Source organism: Adhaeribacter swui (assembly GCF_014217805.1).
Taxonomy (GTDB): domain Bacteria; phylum Bacteroidota; class Bacteroidia; order Cytophagales; family Hymenobacteraceae; genus Adhaeribacter; species Adhaeribacter swui.
Genome location: NZ_CP055156.1, coordinates 601,694 through 627,557 on the forward strand (window position 1 = coordinate 601,694; position 25,864 = coordinate 627,557).

The window sequence follows — 25,864 nt, forward strand, 5'->3', positions numbered from 1 at the left end:
TTAGCTTTTTTATTTTCTTTTAAAGCTATATTTATCGGTAGGCTGCCCGCAGTTGCTAGATTTGAGAAATCGAAAATTTTAAAAATTAGCAGTTTTAAGGGTAACGCTTATTAAGCCATGCACTTTTATACATGCACTTTTATAACTAACCGCCAGCTAAAGCTGGCGGGAATGCAGGATTGTAAAGTAAATCAGCGCCACCGTATACTAATTACCCAAGTTGCGGGGACTTTTTTTAAATTATCACAGATGCAAACAGCCTTCTCGTGATTTTACCGGTAAGGGGGCCGTATTGCTCCTGCTCCTGGCAACCAGCTTTGTCTTAATTTAAATACCGAACAGCTTGCATCACATTCTGGTAAATTGCCTGAAATTTAAAAAATCAGTTCCCCGTCTTGTTCCCGGACTAAGCCCAGAGGCTCATCTTTTAAAATTAAGAATCCATCCAGGTCGGCGTACCGGATACCGGCACACAACTGCATTGCTGACCAAATACCTAATGAAGATTCTACCATACAGCCAATCATGGGCTGCAAACCATGTTTTTGCGTTTCCTGCAAAATGCGTAAACCGTTTATATAGCCGCCGGCTTTCATTAACTTCATGTTAACGCCGTGAAACTGATCGCGCAGCACTAAGAAATCCGGTTTATCCGTTACTGATTCATCGGCAAATACAGGCAGCGGGCTGTTCTTTTTTAAATACCGGTATTCTTCAACTTTACTGGCGGGCAAGGGTTGTTCTATAAATAAAACGGGCAAATCTTTTAACTGGCGCATAAAGGCCACTACTTCCTCCGGGTTTTCCCAGGCTTCGTTGCCATCAATAACAAAGGGCCGCCGGCTAACTGCAGCGGTAGCTTGTACCAAGGCCAAAGCATCGGGTTGGTTTACTTTTATTTTTAATACCTGAAACCGGTTTAAATTGTTCAACTGTACAAAATCAGAGATTAACCCGGGCGCCATAATGGGCAACGTATACATCGTGGGCACTTTGGCAGTAAATTTCAGGCCCAAAAACTGGCTCACCGAAATGTTTTGCTGCTGGCAAAGCAAATGCACGTACGCCGACTCGATAGCAAAACGTAAAGCATTAGCCACCGGGTAAAATTTTAAAAAATCCTGCATCGCAGCCATTGAGTTTACCTGCGCCAGGCCATTTTGAACTAAGCTTTTAAACTGCTGCACCAATAATTCAGGCGTCTCGTGGTAGCGGCTATTCGGTGCAGCTTCGCCCAGCCCTTGGCACGCACCGTCTACCACCCGTACAAATAAGTTTGTCTTACTATCCGCTGCATTCCGGGCAATTTTCCAGGTATAGCGCAAGTGCAATTCCTTGGTTTCGAGGTGCCAGTTTAGCATAAAGAGAAATTTTAAAAATCAGGAAGTAAGATATAAATTCTCCGGCATTATTACGTTACTCCCATGCCAAGGCACTTTAAAGTATGCTGTTTAACCACCTGCTTACAAAGGAGCGATAAGCCATTTTCCGGTGAAATCGAAAAATAAGTAATATATTTGTTAACTAATTGAACATAAACTTGCCTTTGGCCACTAAAAATCACCGCAGAAACTTAAATTTTAAAAATCTGGCGGCTTACTGGTTAATACCTTTTTCTTTATGCGCAACTCCCGCTTTGTAGTACTCATACTAATTTCCCTTGCCGTTGCTTTAGGCCTTTCTTTGTTAAACGAATATGGCCATCTGCAAATCTCTCCGGTTATTTTACAGGTTGTCCGGTGGGTAGTAATTGCCATGCTGGTATTTTATGCTTTTCGCAAACGTTCGCTTACCACCTGGATTTTGGTGAGTATGGCCATTGGCGCCGAAATAGGTTACGATTTTCCCACATTCGCCCAAAACTTAAACGTATTAAGCAAAATTTTCTTAAAACTGGTAAAAACCATTATTGCCCCTTTGCTTTTTGGTACGCTGGTGGTGGGTATTGCGGGGCACTCCAACTTAAAACAAGTAGGCAGCATGGGTATTAAAGCCCTGATTTACTTTGAAGTAGTTACTACCCTGGCCTTGTTTATTGGCTTAATTGCGATAAATATTAGTAAGGCCGGCGAAGGCATTCAGTTAAAAGCCCCCGTTACCGAAGAAATAACAAAACCGGCAGCACAGTCGGTATCGGATATTATTCTGCACATTTTCCCGGAAAACATTGCTAAATCGGTAGCCGAGGGCGATGTTTTACAGATTGTTGTGTTCAGTATTTTGTTTGGTATTGCGCTGGCGATGCTTAGCGAGGCCAAACGCCGCCCCATGCTGGATTTTGCCGAAAGTCTTTCGGAAACCATGTTTAAGTTCACCAACATTATTATGCTATTTGCCCCTGTTGCCGTAGGTGCCGCTATTGCTTACACTGTGGGCCACATGGGCTTTGGTATATTGGTAAACTTATTTAAGCTGCTCGCTACACTTTATGTATCGTTGGCGGCTTTTGTATTGTTAGTGCTCCTGCCGGTAGCCTACTTTTTCCGGATTCCGGTTAAAAAATTTGTTGCTGCCATTGCCGAACCGGTTTCCATTGCGTTTGCTACCACCAGTTCCGAGGCAGCCTTGCCCCGGGCCATGGAAGCCATGGAGCGTATTGGCGTACCCCGCAAAATTATTGCTTTTGTTATGCCTATGGGTTATTCTTTTAACCTTGATGGCACTACCTTGTACTTATCGCTGGCTTCTATTTTTGTGGCGCAGGCCGCCGGTATTGATATGCCCTGGGAGCAGCAATTACTTATGGTGTTTACTTTAATGCTTACCAGCAAGGGAGTGGCCGGCGTGCCGCGGGCTTCTTTGGTAATATTATTGGGTACTGCCGCATCGTTTAATTTACCCATTGAGCCTATTTTTATTATTTTGGGCATCGACGAATTAATGGATATGGCCCGCACTGCGGTGAATGTAACGGGCAATTGCCTGGCATCGGCAGTTATTGCCCGTTGGGAAGGCGAGTTCCAGGATAATCCTACGCCGGAACAGGTATTGGTAGAAGAAATTTAAAAACCTCTTTCTCTACCGGCACTTGTAACTTCCGGAGGTTCTATTTATTGATTTTGAATTTTTAAAAATTTAAAAAATGGATCCTTTACTTGCCCGCTTAGCTACTTCCGGTACTAAATCGCCCGATTTGGTAAAGCAAGTAGTGCAGGAGGTTGGCGATAACCCGGAGAAATTTCAGGTTTTTATGGAGGCTATGCTGCACCCGGATACCGGGACTGATTTGGCGCGCCGCGCCGCCGGTATCGCCGAGAAAGTAGCGCGTTGGTACCCGCATCTCGTTATTCCTTATGAGGCAGCTTTATTAGCTGCCTTGCCCCAAATGCAACCTGCTGTAATGTGCTGGCAGGTAGGTTTGCTTTTGTCTTACCTCCCTTTAACGGACGATACACTGGCCACCGTACTGAACTACTTAGAAACCTGGCTGTACACCGATCCCAATAAATTTATGAAAGTGCATTGCCTGCAGGCCATGGCTAACCTATCCCGGCAACACGATTGGTTACGGCAGGAAACCATTGATTTAATAAAAACCGAGATGGCTAAAGGTGGAGCGGCCGTAAACGCCAGAGGCCGCCATTTACTAAAACAACTTAAAGCCTGATGGATAATTATTTAAAAAGTCTGAAGCCCGCCACTTTAATCCTACTATTATTTACACCCGGTTTTATTATTCGAATATTTTAAAAATTACAGGTCTAGCATTTTGAACTATAACAGGAGCAACAATTGCTAGTTTTACAAAACATATTCCTTTATAAATCAAATTATTACAACATACCCTTGCCTTATCTTTCCGACTTGTTTCTTGGCTATTTTTTTTAAATAAATACTTTTAAGTGGCTGTATGTACTACCGGGCAGCAAATTTTAGCTTATCCGGAATAGCACTTTTATCTAACCTACCTAGTTTCGCCTTCTAATAACCTATTCTATCACAATGTTAGAATAGTTCAATTTACCATATTTCAATACTGCTAATTATAATCTAGTTTTGCACATCCAAAAATTGGTAAAACTAATTAATAATGCTTATTGAAGTAAAATTTACGCTTAATTTCTTCTTTTCCTGTTACCTCAGCAAAATAAAAGAAAGTATTTCTGCCGCAAACGCCAGCCGGAGCAATCATTTAAAAAATAATATAATTAGCTCATTTTCCAATAAATGAAATCAGGAAAATGGGTGCTTTTGGCGCTTGTATTATTTTTAGCAAGTTGCCAAAAAGAGGACAATGAGATTGTTGCTCCGCAAACTAATTTACGGCAGAGTTATTTGTCGGCTTTTAAGTTTTTAAAAGCGTTTAATCCGCAATTATCCCAAGACTTGGTAGGGCAAATTTCCAGTGAAAAAATCAGCGTATCAGTACCCACCGGATTGGCTTTTAACAAACTCATAGCTTCGTTTACGAACGCGCCGGACACGAAAGTTTACATTAACAACACGGAACAGGTAAGCGGCGAAACCGAAAATGATTTTTCTAACCCGGTATTGTATAAAATAATTGCCCCAAATGGTTCGGCGAACTACGTTAACCTGGAGCTAAGCCCGGTATTTCCGGAGATGGACCAGGCTATGGAGAAACTGTTGCAGCAATACCAGATTCCCGGCATTTCGTTGGCTATTGTAAAAAACGAAAAACTGGTATTTGCCAAAAGTTACGGCTACGCTAATCTGGAGACTAAGCAACCTGTAGATAACCAAAGTTTATTCCGGATTGCCAGTATTTCTAAACCCGTTACGGTAGTAGCTATTTTAAAATTAGTACAGGATGGCAAACTAAAACTTACCGATAAAGTTTTTGGTGCAAACGGCATTCTAGGTAATGATTATGGCACGGCACCAGCTAACTCCAACGTAAGCGCTATAACCGTACAAGACCTGCTGGAACATAAATCGGGCTGGATTAACCAACCCAACGACCCAATAGTAGCCAACCCTACGTACTCGTATAAAGAACTGATTGCGGAGGTGGTGCAAACCCGTCCGTTAACTTACACGCCTGGCTCCACTTATTACTACTCTAACTTTGGCTATTGCGTTTTAGGCCGTATCATCGAAAAGGTATCTGGTAAAACTTATTCGGCTTTTGTACAATCCGAGATTTTGCAGCCTTTAAACATTATTGATATGCGTATTGCCGGGAACTCACCGCAACAGAATGCTTTAAACGAAGTTACGTACTACCAACCCGACGACAATCCGTATGCTTATAACATCAGTCGCATGGATGCTAACGGCGGTTGGTTGGCTTCTGCCACCGATTTAATGCGTTTAATGGTGCACATCGACCGGAACAACCAGAAATCTGATATTATATCCAAGGACTTATTAAACCAGACCTACATGGGGTATTTTAACTGGAGCCACACCGGTTCTTTGCCTGGCACCTCTACCCTGCTTACCCGTTTAGATGATGAGTACAGCTTTGCCATATTGGCCAATACCCGCAACAATACGCAACCGTTCCAAATAACCGAAGCCTTCGAATCCACGGTTAAAAATCAAACTTTGTTAAAAACAGATTGGCCCGAAATAGATTTGTTTACCAACAACCCGGCTAATGCGCAGTAACATGGCCTCATACTTAGAGCAACAACTTAGTAATTTTTTAAATTTTTAGAATTAGGAAAGAAGTAGTTTAATACAGAAGAACATAAAAAAAGCCGGCTAATTAGCCGGCTTTTGCATTGGTGCGCACGGGGAGAATCGAACTCCCACGGGACAACTCCCACAGGCTTCTGAGACCTGCACGTCTACCAGTTCCGCCACGTGCGCTCAATTTTCGAAGGGCAAAGGTAAAATAAATATTCTATTATCTGCCTATCGTAAAGAATATTTTTAAAATTTAGCCGGAAATCAAACGAAGCTACCCGGGTTATTTTTATTCCACTGCGTCATTACATTAAAATCAGCTTCCAGCACTTAATTTTCTCAGAGTAACTAAGTCCTATTAAAAAAAAACCGGGGCACATACAACTCTTAAGAAGCAGGTAAGTATTTTTCTTAAAACACGTGTAAGTTCTATGGCCTCTACCCAACGTTTGTTTATTGCGGTACCCATACCCAATAGCCTGCAGGCATTTTTTCAGGAACAACAACTTGCTTTTATTAGCAATGCTATCCGGTTTGTACCGGATACCAACCTGCATTTAACGGTACACTTTTTAGGCGAAGTACCCCCGGATAAGGTAGATAAGATTATTAGTGCGGTGAAAAAAGTAGCCGAAAGTTATTCTGCTTTTAACTTAGATTTAGAATGTATAGAGCCTGGTCCTAAACCTAAATCGCCGCGTTTAATCTGGGCTCGATTTACCGCTCACCCGGCTTTTACAGAATTGTGCCAAGCGGTTACCACTCATTTAGGCATCAAACCAACCAACCCCGACTACATTCCGCATATTACCTTAGCCCGCTTCCGGAAAGATATGCCTAAACCCATACATTTGCCTATCTTGGATTTTAAAACGCAACACATGAGTTTACCCGTAAACGCCCTGGCTTTGTGGCAGTCGGAGTTCAAAAGTCCGCACCCGGAGTACCGTATTTTAGTGATGTACCCTCTTAAAACAGCAGATTCGTAAACCTAAGCTCTTTAAATACAGTATAGAGTGGGCACCTTATAATTTATTTATGAATGCTACAGATTTAACCCGGATTGTTACTAAGCTACGCGATAAAAAATTAACCATTGCTTTTGCCGAAAGTGTAACCGGTGGTATGCTAATCTCGGAATTTGTAAAAGCTAAAGGTGCCAGCGATGTATTACTGGGCAGTATTGTTACCTACGCCGAAGAAGTAAAGCAAAAAGTATTGGGCGTAAAAAAGCAAACTTTAAAATTATACACCGCCGAATCGCAGCAAGTAACTAATGAGATGGTGCTGGGCTTGTATAAATTATTAAACGCCGAAATGTGCGTATCGGTAACGGGCTTAAGTGGGCAGGGGGCTTCGGAAACCAGCGAAAAACCGGTTGGCACCATTTTCTTCTCAATCTATTGCAAGAGCCGGGTAGAAGAATTCCGCCAGGAATTTTCGCAGGAAAACGGCGACATCCGCAAACAAGCTGCCGAGTTTATTTTTGAAAAAATTGAAAACACCATCGACCGCCACTTTGAACGCGAATAAATTATAGCGTATAGATTACAGCAAAAGGTTGTAAGATTAAAACGATTTTCTAACCTTACCACCTTTAAACTTTTCAATTTTTTAAATTTTTAACTTTTCAACTAAAATCATCCTTCTGCCGGCAGGTTTTTCAGGAACAGGTAAACCGATTTAATTTCGGTATCACTAAATTCTTTGGTCATGGTCCAGGGCATATTTTTGGGATCCATTTGCTTTCCTTCGGGAGTTTTACCGGTGCGTAAAGTATTAATAAATTCGGCCTCGGTCCATTTACCAAGGTTTCCAGATTTAGTAATATTAGGCACCATGGGCGAACCTGGTACTAATGGCTCTCCTCCTTTATAATTGGTCCGGTGGCACCCAATGCAAGCTACTGCCACATACTGCCCGTAATTGGCCGTAATTTCTGGGGTAACGGTTGGAGTACTTTGCTTGGTATGATCAATTTTTTCGGCTGGCAGCAACGGAAATTTATCAAAGGCGGTTAATACGCGCAACAAAGGTTTAATCTCGTGTTTAGGCAATTCCCGGTCAACGGGCCGTAAGCTTTTAACGTAAGACATCAAAGCGCCTAAGTCTTCTGCCGAAAGCGGGTTGTACTCTTCCGAAGGCATAAATAAAACCGATTTGCCATCTTTTCGAACGCCGTGTTTTAAGGCCCGGGTTAAATCGGCTTTGGTATATTCGCGCATAATACCCCCTTTGCCTTGCGTTAAGTTAGCCGCAACAATCCTACCTAATTGCGGATCATCAATAAATACTTTGCCTCCTAAATCTTCCCCGTGACATTCCCGGCAACCTTTAATTTGTACCAGGTGTTCGCCCCGAACCAAAGCAGCCGAATCTTGGGTTACAGCAATCTGCTGCACATTAATAGCGTACTGTTTATTAATTCGGCTTTCTGTTTTAAAGTAAATTACCGTATAGGCAATTACCAGTAATAAAACCAGCGAACCAATACCAATTGCGAGCCATTTAAGTACTTTTTTCATGATAGGATTATATTTGGATTAATTAAGAGTTTAGTAATATATAAAACAAAGATCATTAAACAACATCCTACTTGTCAAATATTTACCATAATATTTCCAGATTTTAAAACAAATTACGTGGAACTACGTACCCCCGCCGCCTTCAACCATTCGGTATGGTTTTATGATTGGTTGGCCCAAATAATTTATGGTGGCGCTATCCGGCAATCGCAGGTAGCTTTACTTTCTTTTATACCACCCCAGGCCTCCGTGCTAATAATTGGCGGTGGCAGCGGTTGGATTTTGCAAGATCTTGCCCGATTACAAATTCCCTTAAAAATTACTTACCTGGAAGCATCGCCGGGCATGTTGGCTAAAGCCCGACAGGTAGCCGCTCAATTATCATCTAATTTTTTAAAAATTGACCTTCGGCTGGGTACAGAAACGGCCTTACTTGCCCACGAACAATATCAGGTTATTTTTACGCCGTTTGTGCTGGACCTTTACCCAACGGCGCAAACGCAACAGATGCTCCATTGTTTACTTCCTTATCTGCAGCCCGGGGGTTTGTGGTTACTGGCCGACTTTTTTATTGCACCGGAACTAAAAGGTTGGGGGAAATGGTGGCGCTCCGGCATGGCCCGATTGATGTATACTTTTTTTGGTTGGCTGGAAGGTTTACCCACCAACACGTTACCCGATTTATCCGGATTATTTCAGAAATTACCTTTAAACTTAGTAAGCAGCCAATCTTTTTTTAACGGCTTTATTCAGGCGCGGGCTTATCAAAAATCCAATTCTTAGCCTGACCAGGGTTAAATTTTATTTGTAGCTGATCGTTTTTGGTTTGGTAAAAATATCCGTTCTTTTAGGTTAAATATTTTACTTCTTCTGGAAAACTGTTTTATATGCGGCGTTTCTGTTTTTGCTTTTTTTTAAATTTTTTGCTTTCTGTAAGTGCCTGGGCACAGGCTGAGGTTCATTATTCGCTGGCTTTCCCCAACGCGGTTCATCACGAAGCTGAAGTAACGGTGGAGTTCCGGGAGATAAAAACCCCCACCCTGGAGGTACGCATGAGCCGCTCTTCGCCGGGCCGGTACGCCCTGCACGAATTTGCCAAAAATGTATACAACGTAAAAGCCGTAAATGGCCAGGGCAAACCCGTAACAATTAATCGCCCGAACCCGCACCAATGGAACCTGAGCAACCACGATGGTACGGTAAAAATAACGTATACGCTTTTTGGTTTTCGGGCCGATGGCACGTATAACGGCATCGACGAACAACATGCCCACTTAAACATGCCCGCTACTTTAATGTACGCAATAGGTTTTGAGAATAGCCCAGCCACGGTAAAGTTTACGATAGCGTCGGGTAAAAACTGGACGGTGGCTACGCAGTTAAAACCCGTAAACGAAACTACTTTTTGGGCGCCCACAATGCAATACTTAATGGATAGCCCAGTGGAACTGAGCAATTTTACGTGGCAACAATGGCAAATAAACGATAAAGGCAAAACAAAAACCATCCGGATTGCCCTGCACCACACCGGCATCGAGGCCGATGCCAACCGCTACACGGAAGCCACCAAACAAGTAGTAGCTCAAGCACGCGCTGTTTACGGCGAATTACCCGAATACGATTACGGCACATATACTTTTATCGCCTGCTACATGCCCCAGTCGGTGGGCGACGGCATGGAACACCGCAACTCTACCGTAGTAACCAGTACGCATCCTCTGGCCACACATTTTGCCGATCATTTAGGTACTGTGTCGCATGAGTTTTTTCATTCCTGGAACGTGGAACGGATTCGGCCCAAAAGCCTGGAACCGTTTAACTTTGCCGAAGCCAATATGAGCGACGCCTTGTGGTTTGCCGAAGGTTTTACCAGTTACTACGGCGACTTGCTCGTACACCGCAGCAAAAACAGCACCTTCGACGAGGCTATAACCAGCTTTGGGAACGAACTTAACTTTGTATTGAATGCCCCGGGTAAAAACTACTTTTCGCCGGTAGAAATGAGCATGCAAGCACCGTTTGTGGATGCCGCCCAATCCATAGACCCGATAAACCGCCTGAACACCTACATTTCGTATTATACCTACGGCAGCGTAATTGCCCTGGCGCTGGATTTGGAGCTGCGGCAAAAATTTAAAAATTTAACCCTAGATAACTACATGCAGGCCTTGTGGCAAACCTACGGCAAACCCGAAAAGCCTTATACCTTAACCGATTTGCAAAACTCCCTGGCTACCGTTACCCGCGACGAAGCATTTGCCCGTAATTTCTTTCAAAATCATATTTTCGGTAAAACCTTAACCGATTATAAAAATTTACTAAAGGCGGCTGGCTTGGAATTACGTAAAAGTTTGCCTGGCAAAGCTAGTCTGGGCCTGGTGCCGATTGCCTTCCCGGATGAGAAAGCAACCTTAACTAATTTTACTTTTGTGGGCAGTCCTTTGTACCAGGCCGGGCTCGATAAACAAGATGTTATTCTGCGTTTAAATAACCAACCCATTACCTCCAAAGCCGGCTTAGATGCCGTATTAACCAAGCACCAGCCTAACGATAAAGTTACTATCGCGTTTATGCAACAAGGCCAGGTTAAACAGAGTAGTGTAACTTTAACTGAAAACCCTAGCTGGGAGATTGTACCTACCGAAAATGCGGGTGGTAAACTTACCAAAACGCAGAAAGCCTTTCGGCAAAACTGGCTCGGCAGTAAATAAGTATTAAGTTAAAGGTTTTAGGTTGAAGGTTTTAGGCAATACTTAGTCTTATGAATTTTAATTTAACCCAAAAAGACTTGGAAAATCGTTTGTGAAGACACAAACGCGGGCACTGCCTTGTTTGTAAAAGTCTGCTATTTTTAAATTTTTACTTTAAACGTTTAATAAAAATTCAATTTTTTAAAATTTCAGCTTTTCAACCTTTTAACTTTCTAACCTTTTAACTTTTCAACCTTCAAACCATCAAACCTTGACAACCATCCGTTACCGGCGCAACGATCACTTAAAAACCGTTAAACCTAATTACCCGGGCAACAAAATAATAGATGGCCAATTTGCCAACGGCGACGAGTTATATACCCCATCGTTTAAAACAGTATTGAAATGGCAACTTTCCCCTAATCCGCAAAAAGCCGAGAAAGAAAAAGACAAATACGTACCGCCCGTTATTCCGGACGCGCAGGTGTTTACGGCTAACAATGATCTACTGGTTTGGTTGGGGCACGCCTCGTTTTTACTGCAACTAAATGGGGTTTCGTTTTTGTTAGATCCGGTTTTACTCGATTCTCCGTTTCTGCGCCGGCGGCACCCTTTGCCTTGTTCCATTAACGACATCCGCCACATTGATTACCTGGCCCTGTCGCATGGGCATCGCGACCACCTGGACGAAAAATCCATTAAAGCCCTCGTGAAAAACAATCCGCAGGTAAAAGCACTTATTCCGTTGGCTATGGGCGAGTTATTGCACCACATGGCGCCCGGTATAACGTACCAGGAAGCCGGCTGGTACCAGCAATACAGCTTGCCGGAAAATTTAGGCGTAGCAGTATATTATTTACCCGCTGCCCATTGGCACCGTCGGGGCTTAACTGACATGAACAAAATCTTGTGGGGCAGCTTTCTTTTTCAAACGGCTACCCAGCTTATCTATTTTGGCGGCGATAGCGCCTACGAAAAGCACTTTGCCGAAATTAAAGAATTATTTGGTCCACCCGATGTAGCTATTTTACCCATTGGTGCCTACAAACCGCCCTACCTGATGCAACTCAGTCATATGAATCCGCCGGAAGCGGTGCAAGCCTGCAACGACCTGGGAGCTAAAACTCTTATCCCAATGCACTACGGTACCTTCGACTTATCCGACGAACCCGCTGGCGAATCCATCCGCTGGATGCAGGAACTAGCCGCCGCTGGCAAACTACAAGGCAAACTAAAAATTCCGGCCGTAGGCGAGCGGGTACTTTTGTGAGTTGGAAGGTTGGAAAGTTGGAAGGTTTTAAGATGTCGGCAATAATTAACTTGCTTAATTTCTGTTGGCGCGAGCAAGGCGTGCTTGCAATGGAATTTTTTAAAAATTTACTACCGCCAGCTTGTAGCTGGGGGTTCCTAATAGGTCAAGTTTTCAACTTGACGCAAGCTGAAAGCTTGCCAGTATAAACAGCCACCAGTTACGCTAACGCTAAACTGGCGGCAGGTAGGCGTAGTACTTAGGCAGAGAAATAGATTAGTCTGTTTTTTAAATTTCTAAATTTCCAACTTTCTGATCTTACAACCTTCTAACCTTCCAACCTTCCAACTTTCTAACCAGAATAACCTGCAACTTGTAACCAAAATAACTTGTAACTTGCAACCTGCAACTTGTAACCTGTAACCTCCTATGTCGCCGATTACCATTATTAGCATTATTGCGGCTTACTTCTGCATTTTAATCCTAATCTCGTTTCTTACCAGCAGCAAATCCGATAACACCGATTCCTTTTTTCTGGCCAACCGCAAGTCGCCGTGGTTTGTAGTGGCTTTCGGGATGATTGGTACTTCCCTTTCCGGGGTTACTTTTATCTCCATTCCGGGCATGGTAAATAAAGCCGAGTTTTCGTACATGCAATTCGTATTCGGGTATTTGTTGGGTTATCTGGTAATTGCCACCATTCTCATGCCGCTGTATTACCGGTTAAATTTAATTTCCATCTATGCCTACCTGGAGCAGCGCTTTGGCTATTGGTCGTATAAAACCGGCGCTTTTTTCTTTTTGCTGGCGCGTACCATTGGCGCCGCTTTACGCTTGTACGTGGTAGCCGGGGTATTACAATTAGCCGTTTTTGATGCGTTAGGTGTTCCTTTTTACGTTTCGGTATTTATTACTATTGGCCTTATTTGGGTATACACGTTCCGGGGAGGCATGAAAACCATTATCTGGACCGATACTTTTCAGACTTTGGCGATGCTGATCTGCGTGGGAACCAGCATTGTTTTAATCTCCGACGAGTTAAATTTATCGTTTCAGGGGCTGGTTAAAACCGTGGAAGAAAGTAGCTTTTCTAAAGTATTTTTTTGGGACGTAAAAGACAGCCGGTATTTTATGAAGCAGTTTTTCTCGGGCGCTTTTATTACCATTGTAATGACCGGTCTGGACCAGGACATGATGCAAAAAAACCTGAGTTGTAAAAACCTGGGCGAAGCGCAAAAAAACATGTTTACGTTCAGCATTATTTTGGTGCTGGTAAATATTTTGTTCTTATCCCTGGGAGCCCTGTTGTACATTTTTGCCGAAGCCAAAGGCATTACCTTACCCACTAAAGGCGACGATGTTTTTCCGTTTTTAGCGCTTAATTATTTTCCGGCTTTTGCCGCGATAGCTTTTATTCTGGGTATTGTAGCCATTACCTACGCCAGCGCCGACTCTGCTTTAACTGCCCTTACCACCTCATTCTGCGTCGATTTTCTGGATTTTAAAAATCGTCCCGAAACCCAGCGCCAGAAGCTTAAATTTTACGTGCACATTGGCTTTTCGCTGCTGCTGATGCTGGTAATTGTAATTTTTAAAATTATTAACGACGAGAGCGTGGTAACCGCTGTTTTTAAAATTGCGGGTTATACCTACGGGCCGTTACTGGGCTTGTACTTCTTCGGCTTATTTATTCGCCGGAACTTACAGGATAAATTGGTACCGGTAGTTTGCTTTTTAGCGCCCATTCTTACGTATATAATCAATATCAATTCCAAAGAATGGTTCTGGGGCTACGAGTTTGGGTTCGAGATTTTAATGCTAAATGGTTTTATCACCATCCTGGGTCTGCTCAGCATTTCGCGACCGGCATCGGCCGTTTTGGAACCAACCACCGGTGAGATGGTAAATAATTGAAAAAGACAAGGTTATCTACCAGAAATAAGATTCAGTAATTCTAGAGCGATAAACCCTGCTTAATTCTTAAGAATACCTACCTTTGCAAACGATTTACACGTACTTCGTGTTTAAAATAGATAATACTACCAGCTTAACATTATTTAATGGCTAAACGCGGATTCGGGGGAAGAGCCAACAATACCGATGACTCCACTTCCGGCAAAAAACCACTAACCAAAGAAAACTTTCAGAAAGGTCTTCGTATTTTTAAATACACCCTTCCTTATAAAGTTAAATTTATTATCGGGCTTATATTCTTAGCCTTATCCAGCTCTACGTTTATGATATTTCCGGCCCTTACGGGTCAGTTAGTCGATTCGGCTACTGGCGCTGCAACGGGTACCGGCCTAGCTTTTTTAAAAAATATCAATTTGATTTCCCTGGGTTTATTCGGGGTAATTGTGCTGCAAGGTATTTTTTCGTTTTTCCGGATTTACTTTTTCGCCCAGGTAAGTGAATTTGCCGTAGCCGATATCCGGCGCTCGTTATACGCGAAGTTTGTGGTGCTGCCCATTCCGTTTTTCGAGCAAAAAAGGGTAGGCGAAATTACCAGCCGCATTACTTCCGATGTTGCTCAGTTACAGGATACGTTTTCTATTACTTTAGCCGAGTTGTTCCGGCAATTGGTTACCTTAATTGTGGGGGTAATCATTATTATGGTTACTTCGGTAAAGTTGTCTTTGTTTATGCTGGGCACTTTTCCGGTATTGGTACTCCTGGCATTCGTTTTCGGAAAACGGATTAAAAAATTATCGAAAGCAACCCAGGAAGAAATAGGAAAAACCAACGTAATTGTAGAAGAAACGCTGCAGGCCATTAACGTGGTAAAAGCCTTTACGAACGAATTATTTGAAATTGGCCGCTATAACCGGTCGTTGGGCAATGCCGTTCGAAATGCTTTAAAAGCTTCTTACTTCCGGGGAGCATTTGTTTCTTTTATTATTGTGGGGCTTTTTGGTGGCATTATTCTGGTGTTGTGGTTTGGAGCTTCGCTTGTAGAAAGCGGGGAGTTAACCATTGGTCAATTAGTACAATTTATTATTTATACTACATTTATCGGAGCCTCGGTAGGTGGTTTAGGTGATATGTACGGTCGCGTGCAAACGTCGCTGGGCGCCGCTGACCGCGTTTTAGAAATTTTAGACGAACCGGAAGAGCCTACTAATAAAGAAAATACCACGGGTGCTGCTTTAAAAGTAAGCGGAAACATTGAATACGACCAGGTAGCCTTCTCTTATCCTACCCGGCCTGATATTGCGGTTTTAAAAGATATCTCGTTTCAAATTCAGTCCGGCGAAAAAGTAGCTCTGGTGGGACCCAGCGGGGCTGGTAAATCTACGATTGTGGCTTTGCTCATGAAGTTTTATAACTTAAAAGGCGGCCAGATTTGCATCGACGGGCAAAATATAAACGATATAAACTTAACCGAGCTGCGCCGCAATATTGGCATTGTGCCGCAGGAAGTTTTATTATTTGGCGGCACTATCCGCGAAAACATTGCTTACGGCAAGCCCAATGCTACCGAAGAAGAAATTATACAGGCCGCCATAAAAGCCAATGCTTACCAGTTTATTCAATCTTTCCCGGAACAACTGGACACGGTGGTGGGCGAACGCGGCATTAAATTATCGGGTGGGCAGCGGCAACGTATTGCCATTGCCCGGGCAATTTTAAAAAATCCGGCTATTCTTATCCTCGACGAAGCTACCAGCTCTTTAGATTCTGAATCGGAGAAACTGGTACAACAAGCCATGGACGAACTGATGAAAGGCCGTACCAGCATTATTATTGCGCACCGCTTATCTACCATCCGGAAAGCCGATAAAATATTGGTAATAGAAAACGGTCAGATAGCCGAGCAAGGCACCCACGAAGAATTATCGCTCAACGAAAACGGCTTGTACGCCAACTTACTCCGGCTACAATTTGAATTAAGCTAAAATTTAAAAAAAACCGAAATAACCAATTTGGCAACGGATTGGTTATTTTTTATCCTATCCTTACCCAAAAGTATCTTTTTAAAAAGCATTTAGCTTACCGGTAGTTTTCCTTATTTTTACTGGTAAATTCTATTATCCAAATTATTAATTTTTTAAAAAATGAAAAAATTTATCACCGGAAGTATGTCGGTTGTTGTGGCTTGTCTGCTTTCTGCCAATATGGCCTTTGCTCAGTTAGAAACGCCGCAAGCTAGTCCGCTTGGCACCGTAAGCCAGAAGGTTGGTCTTACTACTATTTCGGTTGAATATTCGCGGCCTAGTGCTAAAGGCCGCAAAGTTTTCGGGGGAGTTCGGCCGTTTGGTGAACCTTGGCGTACGGGTGCGAATGGCACCACCAAAATCACTTTTAAAGACGATGTAACGGTACAAGGCAACAAAGTGCCGGCCGGCGAATACGCGTTGTATACCATTCCGAACGAAAACGAGTGGACCATTGTGTTAAACAAAAACTTAACGCTGGGTGGCAACACAGAAGGTTACAAAAAAGAAGAAGACGTAACCCGCTTCACAGTAAAACCCATCCGGTTAACTAACCGCACCGAAACCTTTACCATTAACTTTTCGGACCTTACCCCGGCTACCGCTAACGTAGAATTACTCTGGGAAAATACGTCGGTTAAATTTAAAATAGTTACCGAGGTAGAAAGCAAAGTAATGAAGCAAATTCAGGAGCAGGTAGTTAATGGGCAAAACGTTAGCGCTGATATGTACGCCGCTGCCGCCAGCTACTACTACGAAAACAACAAAGACAATAAATTAGCTCTGGAGTGGATTAAAAAAGCCAACGAAAAAGATCCGAAGTTCTGGAACATGCACACCCAAGCTAAAATTCAGGCCCGGGCCAAAGATTTTAAAGGAGCTACTGCCTCAGCGCAAAAATCTATTGAACTGGCCAAAGCCGCTAAAAACGACGATTACGTACGCATGAACGAACAAGCCATTGCCGAGTGGGCGAAATCCAAATAGATTATTGATTTTTAAAAATTTCTAATTTTAAAAATCACAAAAAAGCCGATGTAAGTACTTACATCGGCTTTTTTTATATTATAGTAAACAGAAGTGTAGAACGTAATCTAACTTTCTATTTTAATTTTTTAAAAATTCACTTTTTACTACAAAATATATTGGCTCAGATCCCGGTTTTTCACCATGCCGGATAGTTTCTCGTCTACCATTTCGGCGGTAATCATTACTTTGGCATTGGCCCCGATTTTATCCGGCACATCAAACAAAATTTCGTTTAATAACTGGCTTACTACAGTTTGTAAGCGACGGGCGCCAATATTTTCTACTTCGGCGTTTACCTCAAAAGCAATCTCGGCAATTTTATGTAAAGCATCGTCTGAGAAAGTTAACTCTACTTCTTCGGCTTGCAGCAAGGCTTCGTATTGCTTGGTTAAAGCATTTTTCGGGAATTTTAAAATGCTGTAAAAATCTTCTTTGGTTAAGCTATTCAGTTCTACCCGAATCGGGAAACGGCCTTGTAATTCCGGTATTAAATCCGAAGGTTTGGCTACGTGAAAAGCGCCGGCAGCCACAAACAATATATGATCGGTTTTAATAACGCCGTATTTGGTGCTTACGGTGCTACCTTCCACGATGGGCAACAAGTCGCGCTGCACGCCTTCCCGGCTTACATCAGGTCCGCCCCCACCTTTATTGCTGGCCGAAGCAATTTTATCAATTTCGTCGATAAAAATAACGCCCGCATTTTCGGCTTTCCGGATGGCTTCTTCTTTCACCTCGTCCATGTCAATCAGCTTCACGGCTTCTTCTTCCAGCAAAATTTTACGGGCTTCGGCAATGGTAACTTTACGTTTGCGGGTTTTCTTGGGCATCATGCCGCTAATCATTTCCTGAATATTCATCATGGAAGCCTCGTCGATGCCCGGCCCCAGCACGCCCACGCCGGCCGAACTATTCTGCTGCACCTTTATTTCAATTTTACGATCCTCCAGTTCGCCGTTCCGGATTTTTAATCGGAATTTTTCGCGGGTGCGTTCGTTCAGTTCCTGGTCGCTGTCGGGCATTTGCGAATCATCGTGGGTAGTAGAAAATCCGGCGTAAGGTTTGGCGGGCGCACTGGTAACCGGCGGAATTAACGCATCCAGAATAATGTCTTCTACGGCCTGGGCCGCCTGAACCTTTACTTCTTCTTTCCGGCGGGTTTTCACCATATTCACCGATTGCTCTACCAAATCGCGCACCATGCTTTCCACGTCGCGGCCTACGTAACCTACTTCGGTAAATTTAGAAGCTTCTACTTTGGTAAAAGGCGCATCGGCAATACTGGCTAAACGGCGGGCAATTTCGGTTTTACCAACACCGGTAGCGCCAATCATTAATATATTATTCGGTACTATTTCGTTTTGCATGTCGGCGGCGGCGTGCATGCGGCGCCAGCGGTTACGCAAGGCAATAGCAACATTGCGTTTTGCTTCGTGCTGCCCAATAATGTACTTATCTAGTTCGGCTACAATTTGTACCGGGGTTAAATATTGCGTGGTATCTAGCATAATGGTATGTTCCGGAATAAACTCCTTAGCGGGAGTTCTTCGTAATTTTTTAAATTTTTAAAATTTTGGTAAAAAGAAATTATACGTTCAAAATTAATAAAACGGATTAAACCCTGGTTTTCTTTTTAAAAAGCGGCGTTACATTTGAAATAACCGTAAAAGCATTACTCGCCCCAGCTACGTGGTAATACGCCCGCGTAAAAATAAACTCAAACGATTTTACCCGCACGGTAGCTCCCATAGATAAACCAGCACCACCCGATTTAGTTTCCAGCCGCAGTTCTTGCCGGCGCAAGTGGTTATAACCCACTATAACCTGAAAATTCTTGCTGAGTAAAAACTGACTGCTCACCACAAAATGCCGGGCCAGCTTGTCAGTAAAAGTAGTAGCTGGCGGGTTTACCAGGTATAGTCCGGATTGGGTGGTATCGGAATAGCTGATGTTAAACTGTTGAAGGTGGTGCGCGGTTACCGAGAATTGCAAAGGCATGTGTTCGGGCTTATAGGTTACGCCCAATTGCGCATCAAAAGGCATGGCAACGCGTTTTTCGCCGGTAAACGTTTTAAGTTGATACCCGATATTCTTCAGCGCCAGCCCCACGTACAGTTCTTTTTCCGGATGTTTATAAATGCCCCCTAAGTCTACCAGCGCCGCTGTTGATTTATATTCGGCAATTCCCGAAAGGGCAAATTTTAACGTGGCGCCTAGCGTAAATGGTTTTAGCGTGGTGGCGTGCGTAAGGCTTAGCACGTAATCGTGAACCGAAAAACTGCCGGTGGATTGCCCTGTAGGATCGGTTTGCGTGAAATCGCCGTAACCCAGGTACTGCAAACCGGCTCCCCATTGCCCGTATTTAGGATGATTTACGGCGTAATAAACCGAGCTCAGCGAAATATCGGCAATATAATCGGTGTAGCTTAGTGCCAGGTGTTTGTGCATGCCTGCTTGCAACAAGGCCGGATTTGCCTGCAACATGGTGGCATCTGTGCCCGGCGCCGATACATTTACGCTGCCCAAAGCCGCTAAACGGGCACCGGCCGGATTATCCAGAAAAGAAAAAACTTGTCGGCTACCAACCTGTCCGTGCCCAATAAATGCCTGTAAAAATAAAAAAAAGGTAAAAATGGTTCTTTGGTTTAACAACATTACCTAAGTATTAGAACCATTTTCCTAATTTTTTAAATTAAACCTCCGCCGCAATTGGCAACACGGGTTCGCTAATTTCCAGATTCAGCGGGTGGGCTACTTTTTCCTGCAGTAAGGCAATTTGCAGCACATCCGGAGCTTTATCTACAAAATGAATATTTAAATCTTTAATGTATTCGGCCGGAATTTCGTTAATATCTTTCCGGTTTTTCTGGCACAGAATTACATCTTTAATACCGGCCCGTTTGGCGGCTAATATTTTTTCTTTAATGCCCCCCACCGGTAATACTTTGCCGCGCAAGGTAATTTCACCGGTCATGGCCAAATGCGACCGTACTTTGCGTTGCGTAAATACCGAGGCGATGGAAGTAAAAATAGCAATCCCCGCCGATGGTCCATCTTTCGGCACTGCTCCTTCCGGAAAGTGAATGTGCAAATCGTATTGGTCAAAAATCCGGTAATCAATTTTTAAATCTGCCGCGTGCGCCTTTAAATAAGACAGCGCCGTTACAGCCGATTCCTTCATTACATCGCCCAACTGCCCCGATAAGGTTAATTTGCCTTTACCCCGGCTCAGAATCGATTCGATAAACAAGATATCGCCGCCTACCGAAGTCCAGGCCAGGCCGGTAACTACGCCGGCGGTGTCGTTATCCTGGTAAATTTCTTTATCAAAAATTTCGGGTCCCAGAATTCTTACTACATCCGTCGGGTCGATTACTTTTTTAAATTCTTCCTCCAGGGCTTTGGCTTTGGCAATGTTCCGGGCAACCGCACCAATTTTGCGTTCCAGGCTACGTACGCCCGACTCGCGGGTATAATCTTCAATTATTTTTTGAATAGCGGCCGCAGAGAAAACAACGTCTTTGGGTTCTAAACCGTGCTCGGCTTTTTGTTTAGGCACCAAATGCTTTTTAGCAATTTCGGTTTTTTCTTCGATGGTATAACCGGTAATATCAATAATTTCCATGCGGTCGCGCAGGGCCGGCTGAATGGTATCCAGGGAATTAGCCGTAGCAATAAATAAAACCTTCGATAAGTCGTATTCCACCTCCAGGTAATTATCTACGAACGTACTATTTTGCTCCGGATCCAGTACTTCCAACAAAGCCGAAGAAGGATCGCCGCGAAAATCGGAGCTAATTTTATCAATTTCGTCGAGTACGATAACCGGGTTGGCGGAACCAATTTTTTTAATCTGGCTCACAATTTTGCCCGGCATAGCCCCCACATAGGTTTTGCGGTGCCCCCGGATTTCGGCTTCGTCGCGTACGCCACCCAGTGACATCCTGACATATTTGCGGCCCAACGATTTGGCTATTGAACGACCTAACGAAGTTTTACCTACGCCGGGAGGCCCAAACAAGCACAAAATGGGCGCTTTCATATCGTTTTTCAGCTTTAAAACCGCTAAATACTCGATTATGCGCTCTTTTACTTTTTCCAGGCCGTAATGGTCGGCATCCAGAATTTTCTTGGTTCTTTTTAAATTAAAGTTATCCTTCGTGTATTCGCCCCAAGGCAAATCCAACAGAAACTCGACGTAGTTCACCGAAACCGGGTACTCTGCCGCTGCCGGGTTTAAACGGGCTAATTTTTCAATTTCTTTATTAAAATGCTTTGCTACTGCTTCCGGCCATTTTTTCTTTTTGGCTGCTTCCCGGAAACGCTCAATTTCCTGATCTGGCCCATCGAAACCCAACTCATCCTGCAAAACTTTTATTTGCTGCCGCAAAAAGTAATCCCGCTGTTGTTGGTCAATATCGGTGTGTACTTTGGTATGAATCTCGTGCTTGATTTCCAGCATCTGGATCTCGCGCAACATGAGTTGCAGCAAGGTAGTACCGCGTTCTACGCCATCGTTAATCTCCAGCAGCGATTGCTTTTGCTGCACTTCCACGTTAATGTTCGACGATAAGAAATGCGTTAAGAAGCTCGGCGAATCAATGTTATCCAGGGCCACCTGGGCTTCCTGCGGAATCTCCGGATTGAGTTTCAGCATTTTAGCCGCCGCATCTTTCAACGACTGTACCAAGGCTTTTACTTCTTTGCTGGGCTTGGCCGGGAAAGACTCCTGGCAGTAACTAACCGTGGCCGTTAAATACGGAATTTCCCGCACTACTTCTTTAATCTCAAACCGGGTCTGGCCTTGAATAATAATGGTAGTATTACCATCGGGCAACACCAACATTTTTAAAATTTTAGCCATGGTACCCACCGTGTACAAATCATCGCGGGTAGGGTCGTCGCTTTTGGTATTTTTCTGAGCAATTACGCCCAGTATTTTGTTTCCCCGGTAAGCTTTGCGCACCAACCGGATTGATTTTTTGCGGGTAACGGTAATGGGCAGCACTACTCCCGGAAATAAAACGGTATTGCGTACCGGCAAAATAGGCAGCAACTCCGGCGCCTTTTTTCCAGCTAATTCGTCATGTTCAGGTTCAGTAGTAATAATCGAGATCATATCTTCCGGGTCGTTGCTCCGATTAGCAGCGAGTAACAACTCCTGAAGATTAGTGGCGTTATAGTCCATAGTGTACAAGGCCGTGCCAAACTGACAGCAACCAGCGAAGTGAATTGTAAATTTAAATCAATATAAGTAATTCTCAAGTCCTATGCCAATACCAGCAGTGCCATTTTAAAAACTATCCTAAAAAAGAGGATAGCACCAGCCAATTTTTAAGGTTGAAATGGTTGGCAAGGCTACTGGGCTTGTATTTTTTTAAAATTTTAAAATCCGGATAACTTTTAATCCGGTTGTTACTTAAACGGATTATTGCAAATTTGGCTATTATACAAGTAGCTGATTTTATTAATTAAAACTACGTTATGCATCTATTAACGAAGTTTTTGTGGTTTTGAATTATTTTACGGTATATTTGATTAATTGAATATCCGTGCCGGTAATGCTGAATTGGTTGTATGCGTCGCTTTTTTGTATTTAACTTGTTTTTGGCTTTGCTTTGCAGCACTTTTGGACCAGCCCTGGCCCAAACGAAACTCTCGCTCAAAAAAAAATCAGTTACCGACAGCACCGCTCACCGGCAGCAGCCTAAGGCCGAAGTAATTATTGATTTTCCGAACGTAGATAAAATTCCGTACTACGAAGATCGCCGGGCATTAAAAAACATAAACCGGCTCGAAAAACGGAAAGAATACCTTAAAGCATTGCCTTTGCTCCGGAATTACGTGAACAACTTTGGCATCGAAAATTTTTACCGGAATACTTCTTTACTGTGGCGGTTAGCGCAATTATACGAGCGGGTTAACGACATGGACCACGCAAAAGCGTTTTACCGCTTAGCCCTGAAACACCACCGCTCCGATATCACCAAGATTCAGTTGTATTATGATTCTCTGGAGGCAAAATCCAAATCGTTGTACTTGCCCCTAGATTTTTACTACGAACTGGTGGAGTACCGCAAATCCGTTAATACGTTTCAGCCGCCCAAAGGCGTATACACCAACATGGGCCCAGATATTAACTCGAAATTCGAAGATTATGGCCCTACCATTAACTCTAACACGGGGCGTTTAATTTTTACTTCGCGTCGCAACCGGGGGCCTTCCATCAACTCGGGCTACAACGAAGATTTATTTTATACGGACAATGTAGACGGTAACTGGGAAAAAGCAAAATCATTCGGTAAACCCATAAATAGTATTTATAATGAAGGCTCGGCCTGCCTGAGCAAAGACGGACAAACCTTGTATTTTGCCCGTTGCGACTGCCGCGATTGCCACGGCAATTGCGATTTGTACGTGGCTAAAAAAATGAAAGACGGTACCTGGGGCAACATTAAAAATTTGGGCATGCAGGTAAATAGCCCGGCCTGGGACTCGCAACCAACGCTATCGCAAAACGAAGATACGCTTTACTTTGCCTCTGATCGATTGGGTGGTTTTGGCACTTCGGATATTTATTTCACGTACAAACTTAAAAACGGCCGCTGGGCACCCGCCAAAAACATGGGGCCAGTAATTAATACCCGCGAAAGCGAAGTAAGCCCGTTTTTTCACCCGAAATACCAGGTTTTGTACTTCAGCTCCCGGGGACAACTCCTGAATAACGGCGATTTTGATATCTATAAAACGTACCGCGTTAATGGCCGCTGGCAGGAACCCCGCAACATCGGTCCCTTGGTAAACGGCAAAGGCAGCGAATACTACTTTACCATCGATGGCAAATCCGAAAACTTATACTATGCCCGCTCGGAGCCCAACGATTTAAAAAATCTGGATTTATATTCTTTTCCGTTACCCATGGAAGCCCACCCGCTAGCGGTAACCCGCCTGGAAGGCACGCTCGTGGACTCGGTTACCAATGCGCCCCTAAACGGCATTGTTTCGGTAATTGATTTAACTAACGGCATTGAGGTAGCTTCTAAATACATCCGGAACGATGGCTCTTTTGATTTTGACTTGATTGACCAAAACCGATACATGCTTTTAATTCAAAGCCCGGATTTTTTTAGTGTAGAAAAAGAAATTGACCTGAAGCAAGACACGGTTTTTAAAATAATGACCTCAGCGATAGATTATAAACTGCCGTTAATTTTTAAAAATATTGAATTTGACGAAGGCAAATCAGACATTAAACCAATTATGGAACCGATCCTCGACCGGATTGTCTTGTTTCTGGCGGATCATCCAACCTTTCAACTAAAAATAGGCGGCCACACTGATAGCAGTGGTGACCCGGATTTTAATACCGAATTATCGCAGAAACGCGCCGACTCCATAAAGAAATACATTGAGCAAAAAGGCAAAATTCCCGACAACCGGGTGCAAGCCTGGGGTTACGGCAACTCCGAACCTTTACGCGACGAAGTAACCGAAGAAGACCGGCGCATTAACCGGCGCGTAGAATTTAAACTAATAAAACCAGAACCCGCTAATTTGAAAGAATAGCAGGAAGGAAGAATTTATAGTGTATTCAGTTTTTAAAAAATAACAAATTTTAAAAACTGAATACACTTCAACCTTAGTTTATGGAAAGGTATAGTTTAGTTTTGGTCTGCGGCAGCGGCTTCAGAGTTTGGTATTTGGGCGGGTGGCAGGTCGTCTAAAATGCGTTGCGCTATTTTGCCCAGATTATCGCGGCTAATTTTATCCAGATCGTTCACATTGGACACGTACGGAATCTTAACTTTATTACCGGCAATCAAATTTCCTTGAGCATCCACCAAGGTATAATGCACCGTAAATTCCCGGATAAAATCCTGCGTAGTCCGGTCGAGGCAGTTGCTGTAATCCGTATGAATTTCGAACTGATTGATGAATAAATAATAATCGAGCTGGTAGCGATTGTTGTAATAAGTATAAAAATCAGAGCTTTTCGCAGTTACCCCGTAATATTTGTCAGCGGCAGTTGCGGCCGTTGCCTCTTGGGGCGTTGTTATTCCCACCTTGGCTTTTTGTTTCTGAAACCAGGCTTTTGGTCCAGACAATATTGTTTTTTGCTTGGGAGGTAAAGGGTTATACTTTGAAGCCGTTACTGGCAGGTACTGGTAATCCAGAGCCTTATAAATAGCCGGCAAAGAATCGGCACTTCTGCTGGTTCCTCCGTGCAGTAAGTTAATGGTTTCAAAACCATTTGGCGTAAGTAAAGCGCTCAAGCGGCTACGGAATGTATAACGTACATCGGGCCGGGGAATTTTGGACTGCCGGGAAATATCTTCATCAGCATCCGAAAAGTACAGGTACGGATCAAAGGGTACTACCATTATACGTTGGGTAGTTTTATGCATTGCCGAAGTTGCATGATCTTCTTTGTCGTAATGGGTGATGGTGGTACTTACGGGTTGGGGAGGCTCCGAAGCAGTAGCAGTATTTTTACTATCGGCTGCTTTTGCTTTAGCCGGCGAATTAAGCCGTGGTGCCTGCGCTTTAACTGTTGCTCCAGATGCTTTCGCTGGCTCTATTAAACTTTGGGAACGCACCCGAATAGTTTTACCTACTGGCAAACTTGCCCCGTTCCAGGAAATTAAAGAATCTACCGGCACCTGGTATATTTTAGACAGCCGGTAATAAGTATCGCCGGGTTGAACCAGGTGCTGACCGGTTATTTCCTGATTACTGCCAGTAGAAACGGAATCAGTAACCAGCGATTGCGCGCAAACGGATTGGCAAAATAGAAAAATTAAAAAAAATAGTTTCCCTCCTGGTCTTCCCCATCTTTGCATA

General features: G+C 43.6%; 18 protein-coding genes and 1 tRNA gene. 12 read left to right on the plus strand and 7 right to left on the minus strand.

The genetic code is table 11. The annotated features are described in order from the left end of the window. Window positions 1-374 precede the first annotated feature (374 nt). The gene (locus HUW51_RS03670; RefSeq protein WP_185272643.1) at window positions 375-1,361 is read right to left on the minus strand and encodes a dipeptide epimerase; all 987 of its coding nucleotides are present in this window, start codon (window positions 1,359-1,361) and stop codon (window positions 375-377) included. Window positions 1,362-1,620: 259 nt separating this feature from the next. On the opposite strand from HUW51_RS03670, the gene HUW51_RS03675 reads away from it, so the two are divergent. The 3 genes from HUW51_RS03675 to HUW51_RS03685 all read left to right on the plus strand — a co-directional run bounded on the left by HUW51_RS03675 (window position 1,621) and on the right by HUW51_RS03685 (window position 5,574). Continuing rightward, window positions 1,621-3,006, plus strand: coding sequence for a dicarboxylate/amino acid:cation symporter (locus tag HUW51_RS03675; protein WP_185272644.1), 1,386 nt, complete (start codon window positions 1,621-1,623; stop codon window positions 3,004-3,006). Window positions 3,007-3,082: 76 nt separating this feature from the next. Beyond that, window positions 3,083-3,607, plus strand: a complete 525-nt coding sequence (locus tag HUW51_RS03680; protein ID WP_185272645.1) for a hypothetical protein — start codon at window positions 3,083-3,085, stop codon at window positions 3,605-3,607. A gap of 560 nt (window positions 3,608-4,167) precedes the next feature. Continuing rightward, entirely contained in the window at window positions 4,168-5,574 is a 1,407-nt protein-coding gene (locus HUW51_RS03685) for a serine hydrolase domain-containing protein (RefSeq protein WP_185272646.1), read from the plus strand. Window positions 5,575-5,691: 117 nt separating this feature from the next. On the opposite strand, the gene HUW51_RS03690 is transcribed toward HUW51_RS03685, so the two are convergent. Continuing rightward, window positions 5,692-5,778, minus strand: a tRNA-Leu gene (locus tag HUW51_RS03690). Between the two features lie 248 nt (window positions 5,779-6,026). Between HUW51_RS03690 and thpR the strand changes: the two genes are divergently transcribed. Together thpR and HUW51_RS03700 are read left to right on the plus strand one after the other, a co-directional pair. After that, window positions 6,027-6,584, plus strand: a complete 558-nt coding sequence (thpR, locus tag HUW51_RS03695; RefSeq protein WP_185272647.1) for an RNA 2',3'-cyclic phosphodiesterase — start codon at window positions 6,027-6,029, stop codon at window positions 6,582-6,584. A 49-nt stretch (window positions 6,585-6,633) separates the two neighbouring features. Then, complete coding sequence (locus HUW51_RS03700; RefSeq protein WP_185272648.1) at window positions 6,634-7,128, plus strand: CinA family protein; 495 nt, start codon at window positions 6,634-6,636, stop codon at window positions 7,126-7,128. 107 nt (window positions 7,129-7,235) lie between these two features. Here HUW51_RS03700 and HUW51_RS03705 read toward each other — a convergent pair whose 3' ends face one another. Further along, window positions 7,236-8,120: a c-type cytochrome gene (locus HUW51_RS03705; protein WP_185272649.1), complete on the minus strand. Its 885-nt coding sequence runs from the start codon at window positions 8,118-8,120 to the stop codon at window positions 7,236-7,238. Between the two features lie 117 nt (window positions 8,121-8,237). Between HUW51_RS03705 and HUW51_RS03710 the strand changes: the two genes are divergently transcribed. From HUW51_RS03710 to HUW51_RS03735, 6 genes are all read left to right on the plus strand, one after another. Further along, the gene (locus tag HUW51_RS03710) at window positions 8,238-8,903 is read left to right on the plus strand and encodes a class I SAM-dependent methyltransferase (RefSeq protein WP_185272650.1); all 666 of its coding nucleotides are present in this window, start codon (window positions 8,238-8,240) and stop codon (window positions 8,901-8,903) included. A 140-nt stretch (window positions 8,904-9,043) separates the two neighbouring features. Next, entirely contained in the window at window positions 9,044-10,831 is a 1,788-nt protein-coding gene (locus tag HUW51_RS03715; RefSeq protein ID WP_228466928.1) for a M61 family metallopeptidase, read from the plus strand. A 250-nt stretch (window positions 10,832-11,081) separates the two neighbouring features. Continuing rightward, window positions 11,082-12,080 (plus strand): MBL fold metallo-hydrolase, encoded by a 999-nt coding sequence (locus HUW51_RS03720; RefSeq protein ID WP_185272652.1) that lies wholly within the window; start codon window positions 11,082-11,084, stop codon window positions 12,078-12,080. Window positions 12,081-12,488: 408 nt separating this feature from the next. Beyond that, window positions 12,489-13,973 (plus strand): sodium:solute symporter, encoded by a 1,485-nt coding sequence (locus tag HUW51_RS03725; protein ID WP_185272653.1) that lies wholly within the window; start codon window positions 12,489-12,491, stop codon window positions 13,971-13,973. A gap of 146 nt (window positions 13,974-14,119) precedes the next feature. Beyond that, entirely contained in the window at window positions 14,120-15,955 is a 1,836-nt protein-coding gene (locus HUW51_RS03730; RefSeq protein WP_185272654.1) for an ABC transporter ATP-binding protein, read from the plus strand. A 159-nt stretch (window positions 15,956-16,114) separates the two neighbouring features. Further along, window positions 16,115-16,981 (plus strand): DUF2911 domain-containing protein, encoded by an 867-nt coding sequence (locus HUW51_RS03735; RefSeq protein ID WP_185272655.1) that lies wholly within the window; start codon window positions 16,115-16,117, stop codon window positions 16,979-16,981. A gap of 146 nt (window positions 16,982-17,127) precedes the next feature. Here the strand turns inward: HUW51_RS03735 and hslU are convergent, their stop codons facing one another. From hslU to lon, 3 genes are all read right to left on the minus strand, one after another. Next, entirely contained in the window at window positions 17,128-18,531 is a 1,404-nt protein-coding gene (gene hslU, locus HUW51_RS03740) for an ATP-dependent protease ATPase subunit HslU (protein WP_185272656.1), read from the minus strand. A gap of 106 nt (window positions 18,532-18,637) precedes the next feature. After that, a complete protein-coding gene (gene porQ / locus HUW51_RS03745) occupies window positions 18,638-19,678 on the minus strand; it encodes a type IX secretion system protein PorQ (RefSeq protein WP_185272657.1) in 1,041 nt (346 codons plus the stop codon). A gap of 37 nt (window positions 19,679-19,715) precedes the next feature. Continuing rightward, window positions 19,716-22,211 (minus strand): endopeptidase La, encoded by a 2,496-nt coding sequence (gene lon / locus HUW51_RS03750; RefSeq protein ID WP_185272658.1) that lies wholly within the window; start codon window positions 22,209-22,211, stop codon window positions 19,716-19,718. Between the two features lie 389 nt (window positions 22,212-22,600). Here lon and HUW51_RS03755 point away from each other — a divergent pair, with 389 nt between their 5' ends. Further along, window positions 22,601-24,589 (plus strand): OmpA family protein, encoded by a 1,989-nt coding sequence (locus HUW51_RS03755; RefSeq protein ID WP_185272659.1) that lies wholly within the window; start codon window positions 22,601-22,603, stop codon window positions 24,587-24,589. Between the two features lie 95 nt (window positions 24,590-24,684). On the opposite strand, the gene HUW51_RS03760 is transcribed toward HUW51_RS03755, so the two are convergent. Continuing rightward, on the minus strand, window positions 24,685-25,863 hold the full coding sequence (locus HUW51_RS03760; RefSeq protein WP_185272660.1) for a LysM peptidoglycan-binding domain-containing protein: 1,179 nt from the start codon (window positions 25,861-25,863) through the stop codon (window positions 24,685-24,687). Window position 25,864: the final 1 nt, after the last annotated feature.